The organism is Nocardia terpenica (assembly GCF_013186535.1).
Taxonomy (GTDB): Bacteria; Actinomycetota; Actinomycetes; order Mycobacteriales; family Mycobacteriaceae; genus Nocardia; species Nocardia terpenica.
This window is the reverse complement of sequence record NZ_JABMCZ010000001.1, coordinates 44,732-60,369: the sequence shown is the minus strand read 5'-3', so window position 1 is coordinate 60,369 and position 15,638 is coordinate 44,732. Positions and strand designations below refer to the sequence as shown.

General features: G+C 70.7%; 11 protein-coding genes. 7 read left to right on the top strand and 4 right to left on the bottom strand.

The window, feature by feature from the left end; all coding sequences use genetic code 11:
* Positions 1-123 precede the first annotated feature (123 nt).
* The 6 genes from HPY32_RS00275 (at position 124) to HPY32_RS00250 (ending at position 8,276) form a co-directional block, all read left to right on the top strand.
* Positions 124-4,854: an ATP-dependent helicase gene (locus HPY32_RS00275; RefSeq protein WP_082870873.1), complete on the top strand. Its 4,731-nt coding sequence runs from the start codon at positions 124-126 to the stop codon at positions 4,852-4,854.
* A 12-nt stretch (positions 4,855-4,866) separates the two neighbouring features.
* A complete protein-coding gene (locus tag HPY32_RS00270; RefSeq protein ID WP_067581822.1) occupies positions 4,867-5,631 on the top strand; it encodes an Fpg/Nei family DNA glycosylase in 765 nt (254 codons plus the stop codon).
* Positions 5,632-5,732: 101 nt separating this feature from the next.
* The gene (locus tag HPY32_RS00265) at positions 5,733-5,909 is read left to right on the top strand and encodes a hypothetical protein (protein WP_156674136.1); all 177 of its coding nucleotides are present in this window, start codon (positions 5,733-5,735) and stop codon (positions 5,907-5,909) included.
* An 85-nt stretch (positions 5,910-5,994) separates the two neighbouring features.
* Positions 5,995-7,359, top strand: a complete 1,365-nt coding sequence (gene hpnE, locus HPY32_RS00260) for a hydroxysqualene dehydroxylase HpnE (protein ID WP_067581820.1) — start codon at positions 5,995-5,997, stop codon at positions 7,357-7,359.
* A 26-nt stretch (positions 7,360-7,385) separates the two neighbouring features.
* On the top strand, positions 7,386-7,982 hold the full coding sequence (locus HPY32_RS00255) for a TetR/AcrR family transcriptional regulator (RefSeq protein ID WP_067585407.1): 597 nt from the start codon (positions 7,386-7,388) through the stop codon (positions 7,980-7,982).
* A gap of 66 nt (positions 7,983-8,048) precedes the next feature.
* Complete coding sequence (locus HPY32_RS00250; RefSeq protein WP_067581817.1) at positions 8,049-8,276, top strand: hypothetical protein; 228 nt, start codon at positions 8,049-8,051, stop codon at positions 8,274-8,276.
* A gap of 381 nt (positions 8,277-8,657) precedes the next feature.
* Here the strand turns inward: HPY32_RS00250 and glpD are convergent, their stop codons facing one another.
* Positions 8,658-10,409 carry a glycerol-3-phosphate dehydrogenase gene (glpD, locus tag HPY32_RS00245; RefSeq protein WP_067581814.1) on the bottom strand — a complete coding sequence of 584 codons (1,752 nt, stop codon included), beginning with the start codon at positions 10,407-10,409 and terminating at the stop codon, positions 8,658-8,660.
* 152 nt (positions 10,410-10,561) lie between these two features.
* Here glpD and glpK point away from each other — a divergent pair, with 152 nt between their 5' ends.
* Positions 10,562-12,061, top strand: coding sequence for a glycerol kinase GlpK (gene glpK, locus HPY32_RS00240; RefSeq protein ID WP_067581811.1), 1,500 nt, complete (start codon positions 10,562-10,564; stop codon positions 12,059-12,061).
* Between the two features lie 21 nt (positions 12,062-12,082).
* On the opposite strand, the gene HPY32_RS00235 is transcribed toward glpK, so the two are convergent.
* The 3 genes from HPY32_RS00235 to HPY32_RS00225 all read right to left on the bottom strand — a co-directional run bounded on the left by HPY32_RS00235 (position 12,083) and on the right by HPY32_RS00225 (position 15,627).
* A complete protein-coding gene (locus HPY32_RS00235; RefSeq protein WP_067585404.1) occupies positions 12,083-13,261 on the bottom strand; it encodes an aminotransferase-like domain-containing protein in 1,179 nt (392 codons plus the stop codon).
* 68 nt (positions 13,262-13,329) lie between these two features.
* Positions 13,330-14,358, bottom strand: a complete 1,029-nt coding sequence (locus HPY32_RS00230) for a DUF8176 domain-containing protein (protein ID WP_216675857.1) — start codon at positions 14,356-14,358, stop codon at positions 13,330-13,332.
* 69 nt (positions 14,359-14,427) lie between these two features.
* Entirely contained in the window at positions 14,428-15,627 is a 1,200-nt protein-coding gene (locus tag HPY32_RS00225) for a hypothetical protein (RefSeq protein ID WP_231951451.1), read from the bottom strand.
* Positions 15,628-15,638 lie beyond the last annotated feature (11 nt).

Here is a 15,638-nt window from a genome sequence, read left to right as displayed (position 1 = left end):
TCGGTCGTTCGCGGCCCCGAGGCTCGCTCCCCGCGCGGTTGCCGCGGCGTAGCATCGCGCCCGCCGTCCGCCCGGATCGCGGCGGCGGTGAACCTGTCGGTGGGCGGGTGCAGACTGGGGGTCGTGGATCAGTTCTCCCGCCCCACCCGCGAGTGGTTCGACGGTGCGTTTCCCGCGCCGACGGCCGCTCAGCTGGGCGCGTGGAAGGCGATCGCCGATGGGCAGCACACGCTGGTCGTCGCGCCGACCGGTTCGGGAAAGACGCTGTCTGCCTTCCTCTGGGCGATCGATCGGCTGGCCGCGCGGGAACCGTCGCAGGCGCCGCGCAAAACTGCGGTGCTCTATATTTCGCCGCTGAAGGCGCTCGCGGTGGATGTGGAGCGCAATCTGCGGGCCCCGCTGGTCGGTGTCACGCAGACGGCGAAGCGGCTCGGGCTGCCCGCGCCGGAGATCAGCGTCGGGGTGCGGTCGGGCGACACCAGCGCGGCCGGGCGGCGGGCCCTGCAGCGCACGCCGCCCGACATCCTCATCACCACGCCCGAATCGCTGTATCTCATGCTGACTTCCGGCGCCCGCGAGACGCTGAGCGAGGTCGGCACCGTCATCGTCGACGAGGTGCACGCCATCGCCGGGTCCAAACGCGGTGCCCACCTGGCGCTTTCGCTGGCCCGGCTGGACCTGTTCACCGAGCGGCCCGCGCAGCGCATCGGGTTGTCGGCCACGGTGCGGCCGCCGGAGGAGGTGGGCCGGTTCCTGGTGGGCGCGGCCCCCATCACCATCGTGTCCCCGCCCGCGCCCAAGACCTTCGACCTGTCGGTGCGGGTGCCGGTGGCCGACATGACCGAGCTGCCATCGGATTCCGACGACCGGCCCGGCTCCATCTGGCCGCACGTCGACGAGGCGATCGTGGACCTGGTGCTGGGCCACCGATCCTCCATCGTGTTCGCCAATTCCCGCCGCCTGTCCGAGCGCCTCACCGCCCGGCTGAACGAGGCGTACGCCGCCCGGCTCGGCGACCCGCAGGAGATCCGGCACGAGAATCCGACCCAGCTGGGCCTGCCGCACGACGTATCGCACGGCGGCTCATCGCTGTTGGCGCGCGCCCATCACGGCTCGGTGAGCAAGGAGCAGCGCGCCGTCATCGAGGACGACCTCAAGAGCGGCCGGTTGCGCTGCGTGGTGGCGACCAGCAGCCTGGAGCTCGGCATCGATATGGGCGCGGTCGATCTGGTGGTGCAGGTGGAGGCGCCGCCGTCGGTGGCCAGCGGGCTGCAGCGCATCGGCCGGGCCGGGCATCAGGTGGGTGAGATCTCGCGCGGGGTCATCTTTCCCAAGCATCGCACCGACGTCATCCACTGCGCGGTCGCCTCCCGGCGGATGACGGAGGGCCGCATCGAGGAGCTGAAGATCCCCGCGCATCCGCTAGACATCCTGGCCCAGCAGACCGTGGCCGCCTGCGCGCTGGAGCCGATCGATGTCGACGCCTGGTTCGACATCGTCCGCACCACCGGCAGTTACGCGTCGCTGCCGCGCTCGGCCTACGAGTCCGTGCTGGACCTGCTGTCGGGCCGCTACCCCTCCGACGAGTTCTCCGAGCTGCGCCCGCGCGTGGTGTGGGACCGCGACGCGGGCACGCTCACCGGGCGGCCGGGCGCGCAGCGGCTCGCGGTCACCTCCGGCGGGGCGATTCCCGACCGCGGCCTGTTCCCGGTGTACATGGTCGGCGAACGCGCCTCGCGCGTCGGCGAACTCGACGAGGAGATGGTCTACGAGTCGCGGGTCGGCGATGTGTTCGCGCTCGGCGCCACCAGCTGGCGCATCGAGGAGATCACCCACGACCGGGTCCTGGTCACCCCCGCCTTCGGCCTGCCGGGCCGACTCCCCTTCTGGCACGGCGACCTGCTGGGCCGCCCGGCCGAATTGGGCGCGGCCCTGGGCGAATTCATCCGCACCACCGGCCAGGCCGTCGAGCGCGGCGCGGCGGCCGATCTCGAGCGGGCGGCGCACGAGGCGGGCCTGGACGACTTCGCGACCGCGAACCTGGTGTCGTTGCTGGCCGATCAGCGCCAGGCCACCGGACACCTGCCCACCGACCGCACGCTGCTGGTGGAGCGTTTCCGCGACGAGATCGGCGACTGGCGGCTGATCCTGCACTCGCCGTACGGTCTTCCGGTGCACGCGCCGTGGGCGCTGGCCATCGGCGCGCGCCTGCGCGAGCGGTTCGGGGTGGACGCCGCGCCCACCGCCGCCGACGACGGCATCGTGGTGCGCCTGCCCGACACCACCGACGATCCGCCGGGCGCGGAGCTGTTCGTCTTCGAACCCGACGAGATCGACGAGGTGGTCACCGAGCAGGTCGGCGGGTCGGCGCTGTTCGCGTCGCGGTTCCGGGAATGCTCGGCGCGGGCGCTGCTGCTGCCCCGCCGCGATCCGGGGCGGCGGGCGCCGCTGTGGCAGCAGCGTCAGCGCGCGGCCCAATTGCTGGACGTGGCACGCAAATTCCCCGATTTCCCGATGCTGCTCGAGACCGTGCGCGAATGCCTGCAGGACGTGTACGACCTGCCCGCGCTGCGGGAGCTGCTGTCCGGGGTCGCGCGCCGCAAGCTACGGCTGGTCGAGGTGGAGACCGCCGCGCCGTCCCCGTTCGCGAACACGCTGCTGTTCGACTACATCGGCCAGTTCATCTACGAGGGCGACAGCCCGCTGGCCGAACGCCGGGCCGCCGCGCTGTCGCTGGACGCCGGGCTGCTCGCCGAGCTGCTCGGCCGGGTGGAGCTGCGCGAGCTGCTGGACGCCGAGGTCATCGCGCAGACCGGGCGGGAACTGCAGCGGCTCACGCCCGAGCGGCAGGCCCGCGACGCCGAGGCGCTCGCCGACCTGCTGCGGCTGCTCGGCCCGCTCACCCCCGAGGAGGCGGCGCTGCGCAGCCAGGGCGACCCCGCGCCCTGGTTCGCCGAGCTGGCGAAGGCCCGTCGCGCCCTGGAGGTTTCGTTCGCCGGGCGGCAGTGGTGGGTGGCCGTGGAGGACGCGTCCCGGCTGCGCGACGCGCTCGGGGTGCCGCTGCCGATCGGCACCCCGGCCGCCTTCATCGAGCCGGTGGCCGACCCGCTGGGCGACCTCGTCGGCCGCTATGCCCGCACGCACGGGCCCTTCACGCTGGATGCCGCGGCGCGTCGGTTCGGGCTCGGCCCGGCCGTGGTGGCCACCGCGCTGCACCGGCTGGCCGGTGAGAAGCGCGTGGTGGAGGGCGAATTCACGCCCGGCTCTGCGGGCGCGGAATGGTGCGATGCCGAGGTGTTGCGGCGGCTGCGGCGGCGGTCGCTGGCGGCGGCCCGCAAGGAGGTCGAACCGGTCGCGACCGCGGCCTTCGCCCGCTTCCTGCCCGCCTGGCAGCACGTCGGCACCGGCGAGCTGCGCGGGGTGGACGGGGTCGCGGCGGTGGTGGAACAGCTTGCGGGCGTGCCGATTCCGGCCTCGGCCTGGGAGTCGCTCATCCTGCCGTCCCGGGTGCGCGACTACTCCCCCGCCATGCTCGACGAGCTCATGGCCACCGGCGAGGTCATCTGGTCCGGGCACGGCGCGATCACCGCCAAGGACGGCTGGATCGCCCTGCACCTCGCCGACCAGGCCGGATTCACCCTCCCCCCGCCCGACGACATCGATTTCACCGAGACTCAGATCCAGTTGTTATTGGCCCTGGGAGCTACCTTGGTGCCGGAATCGACTGGGCCGGAAGGTAATCCGACCGCAGGCACGCGACCGAACCGGACGAACCGCAGCGCCGACGGTTCGGAGGCGCGGTCCCCGGCGCCGAATGCAGCCGGTGCCGACGGGCCGTTCAGTTCCTCATCCGGCACCGAACTTCATGCGGCACAAGCCGATTCGAAGTCGTCATCCGAAAGCGAGCCGACTCCGCTGCACGTGGTGCCGTCCGTCGGCGGGGCCTACTTCTTCCGCCAATTATCCGATGCCACAGGTTTGCTCGACGATGCGGCGGTGGCGTCGGCGCTCTGGGAACTGGTGTGGGCCGGGCATGTCGCCGGGGATACCTTCGCGCCGGTGCGGGCACTGCTGTCCGGCACCACCCGCACCACCACCGCGCATCGCACGCCGCGCCGGACCCCGCGCGGGCGCATGTATCTGCCGCGGCCGAACATGCCCACCCGAAGCGGGCCGCCGACCGTCGCCGGGCGCTGGTCGCTGCTGCCGGATCGGGTGTCGGACACCACGATTCGCGCGCACGCCACCGCCGATCTGCTGCTGGAGCGCTACGGCGTGCTCACCCGCGGCTCGGTGCAGGGCGAGGGCGTGCCGGGCGGGTTCGCGCTCATGTACCGGGTGCTCACCGAGTTCGAGGATCGCGGGCGGTGCCGCCGCGGCTATTTCGTGGACTCGCTGGGCGGCGCGCAGTTCTCCACCACCGACGTGGTGGACCGGCTGCGGTCGTTCGAGACGGACCGCCCCGACCGCACCCCGGGCACCGCCGTCACGCTGGCCGCCTGCGATCCGGCGAATCCGTACGGCGCGGCGCTGCCGTGGCCCAAGAACGCGGGCGAGGGCGCCGGGCACCGCCCGGGGCGCAAGGCGGGCGCGCTGGTCGTGCTGATCGACGGCGAGCTCACCCTGTACCTGGAGCGGGGCGGCAAGACCCTGCTCACCTTCACCGAGGACCCGCAGGCGCGCACCAGGGCCGCCACCGCGCTCGCGGCCCTGGTCCACGACCGGCGCGTCGACTCGCTGGTCATCGATCGGGTCGACGGAGAATCGGTGCACGGCAACACCTTCGCCGCCTTCCTCACCGAGGCGGGCTTCGCCCCGACCCCGCGCGGCTTCCGGCTCCGGAGAACCCCGTGACGCGAGGCGGCCGTGCCCGAGGGTGACTCCGTCTATCTGACCGCCGCCCGGCTGCGCTCGGCCCTGGCCGGGAAGACGTTGACGCGCACCGACTTCCGAGTACCGCGCTACGCCACGCTGGATCTGAGCGGGCAACCGGTCGAGAGCGTCGGCACCTACGGCAAGCACCTGTTCGTCCGCACCCCGGCCGTCAGCATCCACACCCACCTGAAGATGGAGGGCTCGTGGCGGGTGCACCGGCCCGGCGAGCGCTGGTCCAAGCCCGGCTTCACCGCGCGGCTGGTGCTGGCCACCGCCGACGCCGAGGCGGTCGGATTCTCGCTGGGCCTGGTGGAGGTGCTGCGTCGCGCCGACGAACACACCGCCATCGATCATCTCGGCCCGGATCTGCTCGGCCCGAATTGGGATGCGGCCGAGGCGACCCGCCGCCTGGCCGAACATCCGGACCAGCCCATCGGCCTGGCCCTGCTCGACCAGCGCAATCTGGCGGGCATCGGCAATATCTATCGCAGCGAGATCTGCTATCGGCGGCGCGTTCATCCGGCCACGCCCGTCGGCGCGATCGAGGATCTGTCGGGGCTCGTCGACGAGGCGCATCGCGTGCTGGAGCAGGCGGCCTACCGGCCACCGTGGCGCACGCTCGCCTACGGGCGGCAGCGGCAGCCCTGCCGCCGCTGCGGCAACGGCATCGTCGTCCACCTGCTCGCCGACGACACCGCGACCCGGGCCGAGCGCGGCATCTACTTCTGCCCGCGCTGCCAGCCGCCACCCGCCTGACCGGCCCGAACGTGTCATTTGCCACTCAATTGCTAACGCCGTGAGCATGAACCGCGACCATCTCTGCGACACCCTTCGCGGCTCGACAGGAAACCAGGCAAATGATTATCGCGACGACAAGGCCGCGGCGCCGCGCGCGAATTGCCGCGCAACTGCTCGTTGCGTCGGTGGCCACCGCGGCCACCATCGTGTTCACCTATCTGCTGCTGCAGCAGACCGGATCGAGCAGTGCGGTTCCCGTTCCCACGCCGCGACCGCCGGTCACCGCGCCGCGCTGACGACGATCCGCACGCCGAATCCCTTGACCGCGCACCGCGACTCGCGCTTAACTTACAAATTGTAAGTTGAGTGAGGAGGACCGCCATGGGTGCGGACCCACGCCGGTACGTGGTCATCGGAGGTGGCCTGGCCGGGCTCGCCTCCGCCGTCTGGCTCGCCGAGGCCGGTAAGCAGGTCACCCTGCTCGAACGCCGCGGGCGGCTCGGCGGGCGCACCCACGCGATGCGGGTGGCGGCGCTGGGCGATGTTCCCGACAACGGCCAGCACGTGATCGCCAGCGGCTACCACCAGCTGTTCCGCTACCTGGACAGCGTCGGTACCCGGCGCTTCGTCGCCTTCCCGAATCGCGGCACCCTGCGCTGGCCCGGCGGCCGCACCGCGACGCTGGTGACCGCGGGCCCGGCGGCGCTGAAGACCCTGCTCGGCGCGCATCCCGACGCGGGCCTGCCGGACCGGCTGCGCGCCGCTCGGGCCACGCTGCGGCTGGCCCGCGAATGCCTGCGCCAGCCCGCGGATCTGGCGGATCTCACCACCGAGCAGTGGTTCCAGCGGATCGGCATGCCCGCCACCGCGCGCGAAGCCCTGTGGGACTGGCTGGCTCTCGGCATCGCCGCCGAACCGGTGCAGCAGGAGTCGGCGAAGGTGTTCGCGGATGTGCTGGCGACCGGGATCCGCCTCGGCCTGCGGCATCGGGTACCGGTCACCATCGGCTATCCGACCGTCGATCTCGACACCCTGTTCGTCACCGGCGCGCTGGAGGTGTTCGCGCGCCACGGGGTCGAGGTGCGCTACCGCAGCATCGCCCGGCGGATCGACATCGCCGACGGCCGGGTCACCGGGGTGACGCTGGCGGACGGGACCGTGCTCCCGGCCGACGCGGCGATCTGCGCGGTGCCCAACTCGGCCGTCGGCGGGCTGCTCGACGATCTGCCCGAGCATTCCGACATCTATTCCGCCGCGGACAAATTGGGGTGCACGCCGATCGTCAGCACCAATCTGTACCTGGATCGACCGCTGGGCACCGAGAACGCCTGCGAGGCACTGATCGGCGGCACCGGCGTCATCGACGAGGTCTTCGATCGGCAGCGCATGCACGGGCGGCCGACCGAGCGCGGCTGGCTGTACTGCCTGACCACCAGCGGGGCCTACCGCCAGATCCACCGGACCACCGACGAGATCGTGACCGAGCAGACGGCCCTGCTGCGCCGCTACTACCCGGCCGCGGCGAAGGCGAATGTGGTTGCGGCGCAGGTTGTCCGGATGCCGAAGGCCACCTTCTCCCAGGTGGTCGGCACGCACGGGCTGCGGCCCGCGCAGCGCACCTCGGTGCCGACGCTGGCGCTGGCCGGAGACTGGACCGCCACCGACTGGTCGGCCACGATGGAGAGCGCCGTGCAGAGCGCGGCCGCCGCGGTGGAGCTGCTGCTCGCGCTACCGTCGGGAACGTGACCGAGCAATCCACCGGCCGACGGCGCATGTCCGGCGCCGACCGCAGGACGCAGCTGCTGGATGTGGCGCGCGAGATCGTCGCCGCCGAGGGGTTCGGCGGCGTGACCATCGACCGGGTGGCGCGCTGCGCGGGGGTCACCCGCACCGTCGTCTATCAGCAGTTCGTCGATCTCGCGGGGCTGATCACCGCGCTGCTGGATCGCGAATCGGCGGTCGCCGCCGCGGGGATGGCCGGTGTGGCCGGGCCCGAGTTCGACGATCCCGCCGCGATGAGCGCCGGGATCCTGGCGTATCTGCATGCGGCCCCGGACAGTTGGCGGATCATCCTGCGCCCGCCGGACGGGGCGCCGCCGCAGTTGCGCGAGCGGATCGAGGTCGGCCGGGCCTACGCCCGCTCGATCGGGGCGCGGCAGCTGTCGCGCGTGCTCGGCGTGCCGATCGATCCCGACGGCCCGACGCAGCGAATCCTGTTGGCCGCCATGGAGGAATTGGCCCGGCTGCATCTCGACGACCCGGACCGGTATCCGGACGACCTGGTGCGCCGCTACCTCGGGTCGCTGACCGCGTGGGCGGCGGGCGTCGAAACCGGTGCCGATCGGGCGCCGCACACGGTCACGAAATAGTCATACTGCGCTTGGTTTCCTTTCTCCGGCGCGGACATTCGCGCCATCGCGAGAGGAGAAATCCAGATGATCAAGACCGTTTTCGCCGCCGGCGCCATCGCCCTGGGCGTCCTCACCGTCGGCACCGGCCTGGCCGCCGCCGACGAGATCCAGGTCGAGGGCAACTACGCCACCCTCGCCGCCTGCCAGGCCGACGGCCCCGAAGTCCAGGTCGACCGCGACAACGACAAGTGGACCCACTGGGACTGCCGCCAGGGCGGCGACGGCCTGTTCTACCTGTACCTGTCGAACTAGGCGGGCGTGATCCCGGCCAAAAGCACGCCGGGATCAGGGGTTGGCACGCTGGGATCAGGGGGTCGGCACGCCAGGACCAAGGGATCGGCACGCCAGGACCAAGGGATCGGCACACCGGGACCAAGGGATCGGCACGCCAGGATCAAAGGGTCGGCACGCCAGGACCAGAGGATTGGCACGCCAGGACCAAAGGGTCGGCACGCCAGGACCAGAGGATTGGCACGCCAGGACCACGACCTGGCGAGTCGGGCTGGTAGGGGCTGGCTCGGGTGGCTCGTTGGCCGGGGCGTCGAGCCACCCGGGCAGGTTCCGGCGTGCACGTCCAATGGTTCCGGCGGGCACATCCAGTGGTTCCGGCGTGCTTTTGGCCGGAACCGTCGGTCAGCCGTCGGTGGGGACGGGTTCCAGGATTTCGGGGCGGGGCTCGGGGGCTGCGGCTCGGAGGGCGTCGGCGGAGATGTCGTCGGGTTGGGTTTGGGAGTGGACCTCGGCGTCCACGCGGGCGTTGTAGGTGGTGACCTCGCGTTCGATGGCGGATTTGTTCCAGCCGAGGATGGGGGCCACCAGTTCTGCCACCTCGCGGGAGCAGTTCACGCCGCGGTGGGAGTACTCGATGGAGATGCGGGTGCGGCGGGCCAGGATGTCGTCCAGGTGCAGGGCGCCCTCGGCGGCGGCCGCGTATATCGCCTCCACCCGCAGGTAGCTGGGGGCGTCGGTAATCGGTTGCAGCAGTTCGGGTTTGCCCTCGGCGAGGTCGAGCACGTCGGAGATCAGCGAGCCGTAGCGGTTCAGCAGATGGTCGATGCGGTACGGGTGCACGCCGTAGGTCTGCGCCAGGTGGGTCGTCTGATTCAGCAGCGCGAAGTAGCCGTCGGCGCCCAGCAGCGGCACCTTTTCGGTGATGGTCGGCGACACCCGCTGCGGAATGTCCTGTGCCGCTGCGTCGACCGCGTCGTAGGCCATGACGCGGTAGGTGGTGTACTTGCCGCCCGCGATGGCGACCAGGCCGGGCGCGATGCGCGCCACCGCGTGCTCGCGCGACAGCTTCGAGGTCTCGTCGCTCTCCCCCGCCAGCAGCGGCCGCAGCCCCGCGTACACACCCTGGATATCGTCGTGGGTGAGCGGGGTGACCAGCACCTCGTTGACCCGCTCCAGCAGATAGTCGATATCGGCCTTGGTCGCGGCGGGGTGGGCCAGGTCGAGATTCCAATCGGTGTCGGTGGTTCCGACGATCCAGTGATTGCTGCCCCACGGAATCACGAACAGCACCGAGGTCGGCGTGCGCAGGATGAGCGCGGCATCGCTGGCGATCCGGTCGCGCGGCACCACCACGTGCACACCCTTGGAGGCACGCACGTGGAAGCGGCCGCGCTGATGCGACAGCGCCTGGATCTCGTCGGTCCACACGCCGGTGGCATTGACGACCACGTGCCCGCGCACCTCGGTGGTGCGGCCGTCCTCGCTGTCGCGCACCTTCACGCCCACCACCCGGTCGGCCTCCCGCAGGAAACCGACCACCTGCGTCGAGGTGCGGACCACCGCGCCGTAGTGGGCGGCGGTGCGGGCCACGGTCATGGTGTGCCGGGCGTCGTCGACGACGGTGTCGTAGTAGGTGACTCCGCCGATCAGCGCGTCGCGGCGCAGGCCGGGCGACAGCCGCAGCGCCCCGGACCGGGTGACATGATGCTGTCCCGGAACGGATTTCGCGCCGCCCATGGTGTCGTAGAGCACCAGGCCCGCGGCCACGTACGGCCGCTCCCAGAGCCGGTGGGTCAGCGGGTAGAGGAAGCGCAACGGCTTGACCAGATGGGGCGCAAGGGTTTTCAGGCTCAGCTCGCGCTCGTGCAGCGCCTCGCGGACCAACCCGAACTCCAGCTGCTCGAGATAGCGCAGGCCGCCGTGGAACATCTTCGACGAGCGGCTCGAGGTGCCCGAGGCCAGGTCGCGGGCCTCCACCAACGCCACCTCGAGGCCCCGGGTGGCCGCGTCCAGCGCGATGCCCGCCCCCACCACACCGCCGCCGATCACGATCATGTCGAAATGATTCGTCCCCAGCCGCTCCCAGGCGGCGTCCCGCTGCGCGGGCCCCAGCTCCCCGGAGGACCGACCCTGCGGTTGCGACTTCTTCGTCATGCTCGACTCCGACTCGCTCGTTGGTGACAGCATTCGTGCTGGTTGCTTCGCCGTCCAGGCTAGGGGAACCGGGCGATACATCCGGTTCGGCGGGGTTCGTGTCGCGTGTCCTATGTCACACTCGTCCGGGTCGAGTTTAGTAGCCTGCTCGAATGCGACGCTTTGTGGCCGCCATCGACCAGGGCACGACCTCGAGCCGGTGCATCGTCTTCGACCATTCCGGACGCGTCGTCGACGTCGCACAGCGCGAGCACGAGCAGTTGTTCCCGCGGCGGGGCTGGGTCGAACACGATCCCGAAATCATTTGGCGCAACGTCGAATCCGTCGTTCGCAAGGTGCTCGACAGTGCGGGGCTGAGTGCCGCCGACATCGCCGCGGTCGGGGTGACCAATCAGCGCGAGACGACCGTGGTGTGGGACCGCGCGACCGGGAAGCCGGTCCACAACGCGATCGTCTGGCAGGACACCCGCACCGCGGCGCTGGGCGAGGAGTTGGGCGGGTCGATCGGTCCGCGGCGCTACGCCGATCGCACCGGACTGCCGCTGAGCACGTATTTCGCCGGGCCGAAGCTGCGCTGGATCCTCGACGAGGTGCCGGGTGCGCGCGAGCGCGCCGAGGCCGGGGAGCTGTGCTTCGGCACCATCGACAGCTGGCTGCTGTGGAACCTCACCGGCGAGCACGTCACCGATGTCACCAATGCCTCGCGCACGATGTTGATGGATCTTCGTACGCTGCAATGGGATTCGCAGATCTGCGCGGAATTCGGGGTGCCGGAGGGGGTGCTGCCGCGGATTCGCAGCTCGTCGGAGGTGTACGCGGAGGTGGCATCCGGACCGCTGGCCGGGGTTCCGGTCGCGGGCATCCTGGGCGACCAGCAGGCGGCCACCTTCGGGCAGGCGTGCCTGCGACCGGGCGAGGCCAAGAACACGTACGGCACAGGCAATTTCATGCTGCTGAACACCGGCACCACGCCGGTGTTCAGCACGCACGGGCTGCTCACCACCGTCTGCTACCGGCTCGGCGACGCACCGGCGGTGTACGCGCTGGAGGGTTCGATCGCGGTCACCGGCTCCCTGGTGCAGTGGCTGCGCGACAACCTCGGCATCATCGCCAGCGCCGGGGAGATCGAGCCGCTGGCCCGCACCGTCGACGACAACGGCGGCGCCTACATCGTTCCCGCGTTCTCCGGCCTGTTCGCCCCGCGCTGGCGCCCCGACGCCCGCGGCGTCGTCGCGGGCCTCACCCGCTTCGTCCACAAGGGCCACCTGGCCCGGGCCGTCCTGGAGGCCACCGCCTACCAGACCCGCGAGGTCATCGACGCCATGCGCGCCGACGCCGAGGCCGACCACCTCGACCTGGAACTGACCACCCTCAAGGTGGACGGCGGCATGGTCCGCAACAACCTCCTCATGCAATTCCAATCCGACATCCTCGACGTCCCCGTGGTCCGACCCGTAGTAACCGAAACCACCGCCCTGGGCGCGGCCTACGCCGCGGGCTTGGCGGTCGAATTCTGGTCCGGCCCAGAGGAAATCCGAGCCAATTGGGCGGAGGACAAGATGTGGGAGCCGAGGATGTCGGGAGAGGAACGGGATCGGTTGTTCGCGGAGTGGAACAAGGCCGTGGAGCGAACTTACAACTGGGTGGATTAGGTACCGGCTCGCAATTTCGGTCTATTCACCGAGCGAACCGGCCAGCCTGTCGACCGCCTCGGTCAGGGTGGCGGTGTCGGAGGTGGTGAAGCACAGGCGCATTGAATTTCTTTCCGCACCGGACACGGAGAAGGCGGAGCCGGGGACGAAGGCGACGCCGTGGTCGATGGCCCGGGGGAGGAGGGCGATCGTGTCGGTGTTGTCGGTGAAGTCGACCCAGATGAACATCCCGCCGGTGGCGTCGGTGCTGATGATTCGGGCGCCGAGGCGGGTTCGGAGGGCGGCGACCAGAGATTGGGCGCGCTCGCCGTAGATGCGGCGGATCTTGTCGACGTGGGCGGTGAACCAGTCGGTGTCGGCGAGGAGGTCGGCGGCTATTTGTTGGGTGAGGGCCGAGCCGCACAGGTCTGCGCCCTGTTTCAGTAGTTCTACTGCGCGGCAGACCGTGTTCGGGGCGATCATCCAGCCGGTTCGTAGGGTGGGGGCCAGGGTTTTCGAGGTGCTCGACAGGCGAATCACGTTGGGCGAGTGGGACGCCACCGGTTCCGGGGCGGGGTGGTCGAACCATAGTTCGCCGTACGGGTCGTCTTCGATGACCCAGAATCCGTAGCGCTCGGCCAATTCGGCGAGGGCGCGGCGGCGGGGTGGGCTCAGGGTGACGCCGCGCGGGTTGTGGAAGTTGCTCACGGTGTGCACGACGGCCGGGCGCTCGCCGCGGTCGAGCAGTTCGGCCAGCGCGTCGATCCGCATTCCCTCGGAGTCGAGGGGAACGGACACGATTCGGGCTCCGGCGGCTCGGAAGACTTGCAGCGCACCGACATACGCGGGATCCTCGACCACGACCAGTGCGCCGGGGTCGAGAAGGACCTCGGCCAGCAGTGAAAGCGCCTGCTGCGAGCCATGGGTGACGAACACTTCCTCGAGCGGGACCGGCCTGCCCAGGCGGGCCGACTCGCGCACCGCGAGGACCTCGCGCAGTGGGCCCCATCCGGCCGACTCGGTGTATTGCAGGCGGGCGCGGTCGGCCAATGCCGACTCGGCGGCCAGCGCGATTCGGTCGCGGGGCATGAGCTGCGCATCGGGCAGTCCACCGGCCAGGCCGATGACCTCCGGACGGGCCGTGAGCTTGAGGAGGTCACGAATCGCCGAGCTCTGCAGGCCGTCGAGGCGGCTGGCCAGCGGTGGAGTGATCGGCGACATGGACACCTCCGGGTATGCGCGTTCGACCCACTGTCGCACGCGCATACTCAGAGTATGAAATTAGTTTCTCACGATGTGAGAATTTCCTGAACCAGGGTGCGGCCGTCCCTGGTCGCGGTCGTCACGTTCTGCCGGTATACCTGCGAGCTTCCGTCCGGGTGGTATTCGGTGATGGCGACGTTGAAGTGATCGGGGCTCGTCGTCTCGATCCGCAGGCAATAGTTCGTGCGGGGCGGAATCTGGTCGATGGTCTTCTGTAGAGCGTCGGCCGGTAGGAGATTCACATCCGGGGTCACGAACGTGTGTGCCTTCGTGGCGCTCCGATCGGCGTAATAGCTGTGTTGGAGACCGAGAATCGCCCCCACACCGCTGGACGTGTCCCCCGGTCCATTTCCGGTCGTCACATTCCCATCGGTACGGGCCGGGCAATTCACCGCAATCAGTGCCGGTGTCGTCGGACCGGCGGGCGGGGCGGGCTTGTTCCCCCCGCTGACCATAACGACCGTGGTCACCAATCCCGCGATCACCACCACCGCGGCGACGGCGCCCCCGATCAGCATGCCCTTGTTTCGTCGGGGCTTCTCCGGCTCGTCGGGTGGGGCGACGGGGCGGGGAGGCATGAGCTTCTTCGCCAATTCGTCGTCGTCCCACAGGGATCCGGTGGATTCTCGGGGTGGGATGGGCGGGAAGCTCTGGGGGGAGGCCCGCCACCAGGTTTCGCGGTCGACGCGTTCGGTGGCGTCGTCGGAGGGTGGGGTGTCGGTGTAGCGCGCCGTCGGTGGGGCGGGGTCGGGCGCGGGCATCGGCGGTTTCGGGGGCTGCATCGAGTCCGGGGCCCGGTAGGTGGGGGCGTCGGCGGGCTGCCAGCCCAGGGTGGGCCGGGCGGGCGCGTCGGCCGGGGACCAGCCCGGCCCGGAATCGGCGGTCGGCGGACCGAACGCGGAACCGCCGAAAGTGTCTACCGGAGGCCCGAATTCGGCGAGCGGCGGGCCGAAGCCCGAATCGTCCTGTGCAGGCTGCTGCTGCTCGCCGTGACCTTGCTCCCGCGGAGCCGACCGTCCGGATTCGTCATGTTGCTTGGCGTCGTCGGAGGCCATCACCCGTCCCTTCCCCATGACACGCGCGTGGGGCGGTCGCGAACGACCGCCCCACCCGTCGATTCAGTGTCAGTACTGGACCGAACCGCCCCACTGCCCGGTGACGCCCGCGACGTCCACCGTCTGCGGGGCGATGTCGCCCTCTGGAAGCCTACCAATTCGGGCGGCGGCATCGAGCGCGGCCGCACCACCCGGCTGCTGCCGAATCCAGCCCTCGACCGCGGCCTTGGCGGCGTTGGCCTGGGTGGTGTCGACGTAGGTTTCCGACTTCTGGTCGTCGGTGCCGGTGTTGTGGACGTAGGAGGTGACCTTGATCTTGTTCGCCTCGATGAACTCCACCGACACACCGGCGTCGCCCTTACCGGTTGGCGTGTTGTAGCCGATGGTGCCGACGTAACCCTGCAGGTTGCTGAAGTGATGGGTGTTGGCCACGAAGCCGGGCAGGATCGAGCCGCCGTCGACGTTGGCGCCGACCTCGGTGTGCGGGCCCGTCATCTGGACCACCGGGGCCGCCGGGGCGGCCTGCAGGCTCGGCGAATTCCACCGCGGCTGCTCCTGCTGCGGCTGGGTGCCCTGGCCGCGGCCGTTGCCGGTCAGGTTGTCCATGCCGCCCTGCTCACCCGACTGGTTGTTGCCGGTGCCCGGCTGGCCCGGCTGCGCGGGCTGTGCCTGCTGGCCCGGCTGCACCTGCTGGGGCTGGCTGTTGTTCGGGGCGCCCGGAACGATGGCGGGCTGCACCTGGTTCGGGGCGCACTGGTTCGGGCCCGGCGCGGCCGCGAGGGCGTCCGGGTTGCACTGGCCGGGCACCGGCAGCGGCGCGACGCGCGGGGTGGTGACGCCCGGCTGAGTCGGCGCGACGAGGTTCTGATCCGGCGAGTTCTGCTGCGGCGGAGTCACACCCGGCTGCGGCGTGTTACCGCCCTGCGGCGGGTTGGTGACGCCCGGCTGCGGCGTATTGCCCCCTTGCGGCGGGTTGGTGACACCCGGCTGCGGGGTGTTGACACCGGGCTGGGCCGGGGTCTGATTCTGATTCGGGGCCGGCGCCGGGGTGGTGGTGTTGTCCTGCGGCGCGATCTGATCCTGGGCGGCGGTCTGGTCCTGAGCCGCGGCTCCCGGCTGGGCAGGGGTGGTCGGTACGGCCGCCGGGTCCTCCGCCGGGGCCGCGCCCGCGGGCGCCGAGAGAAGCGTCGCGACCGCGGCCGCCGTGGCCAGCGGCAACGACGTCGTGGCCATCGCTCGCTGCACCCGATTCGGCTTACGATGTTTCACTGCGCTATCCC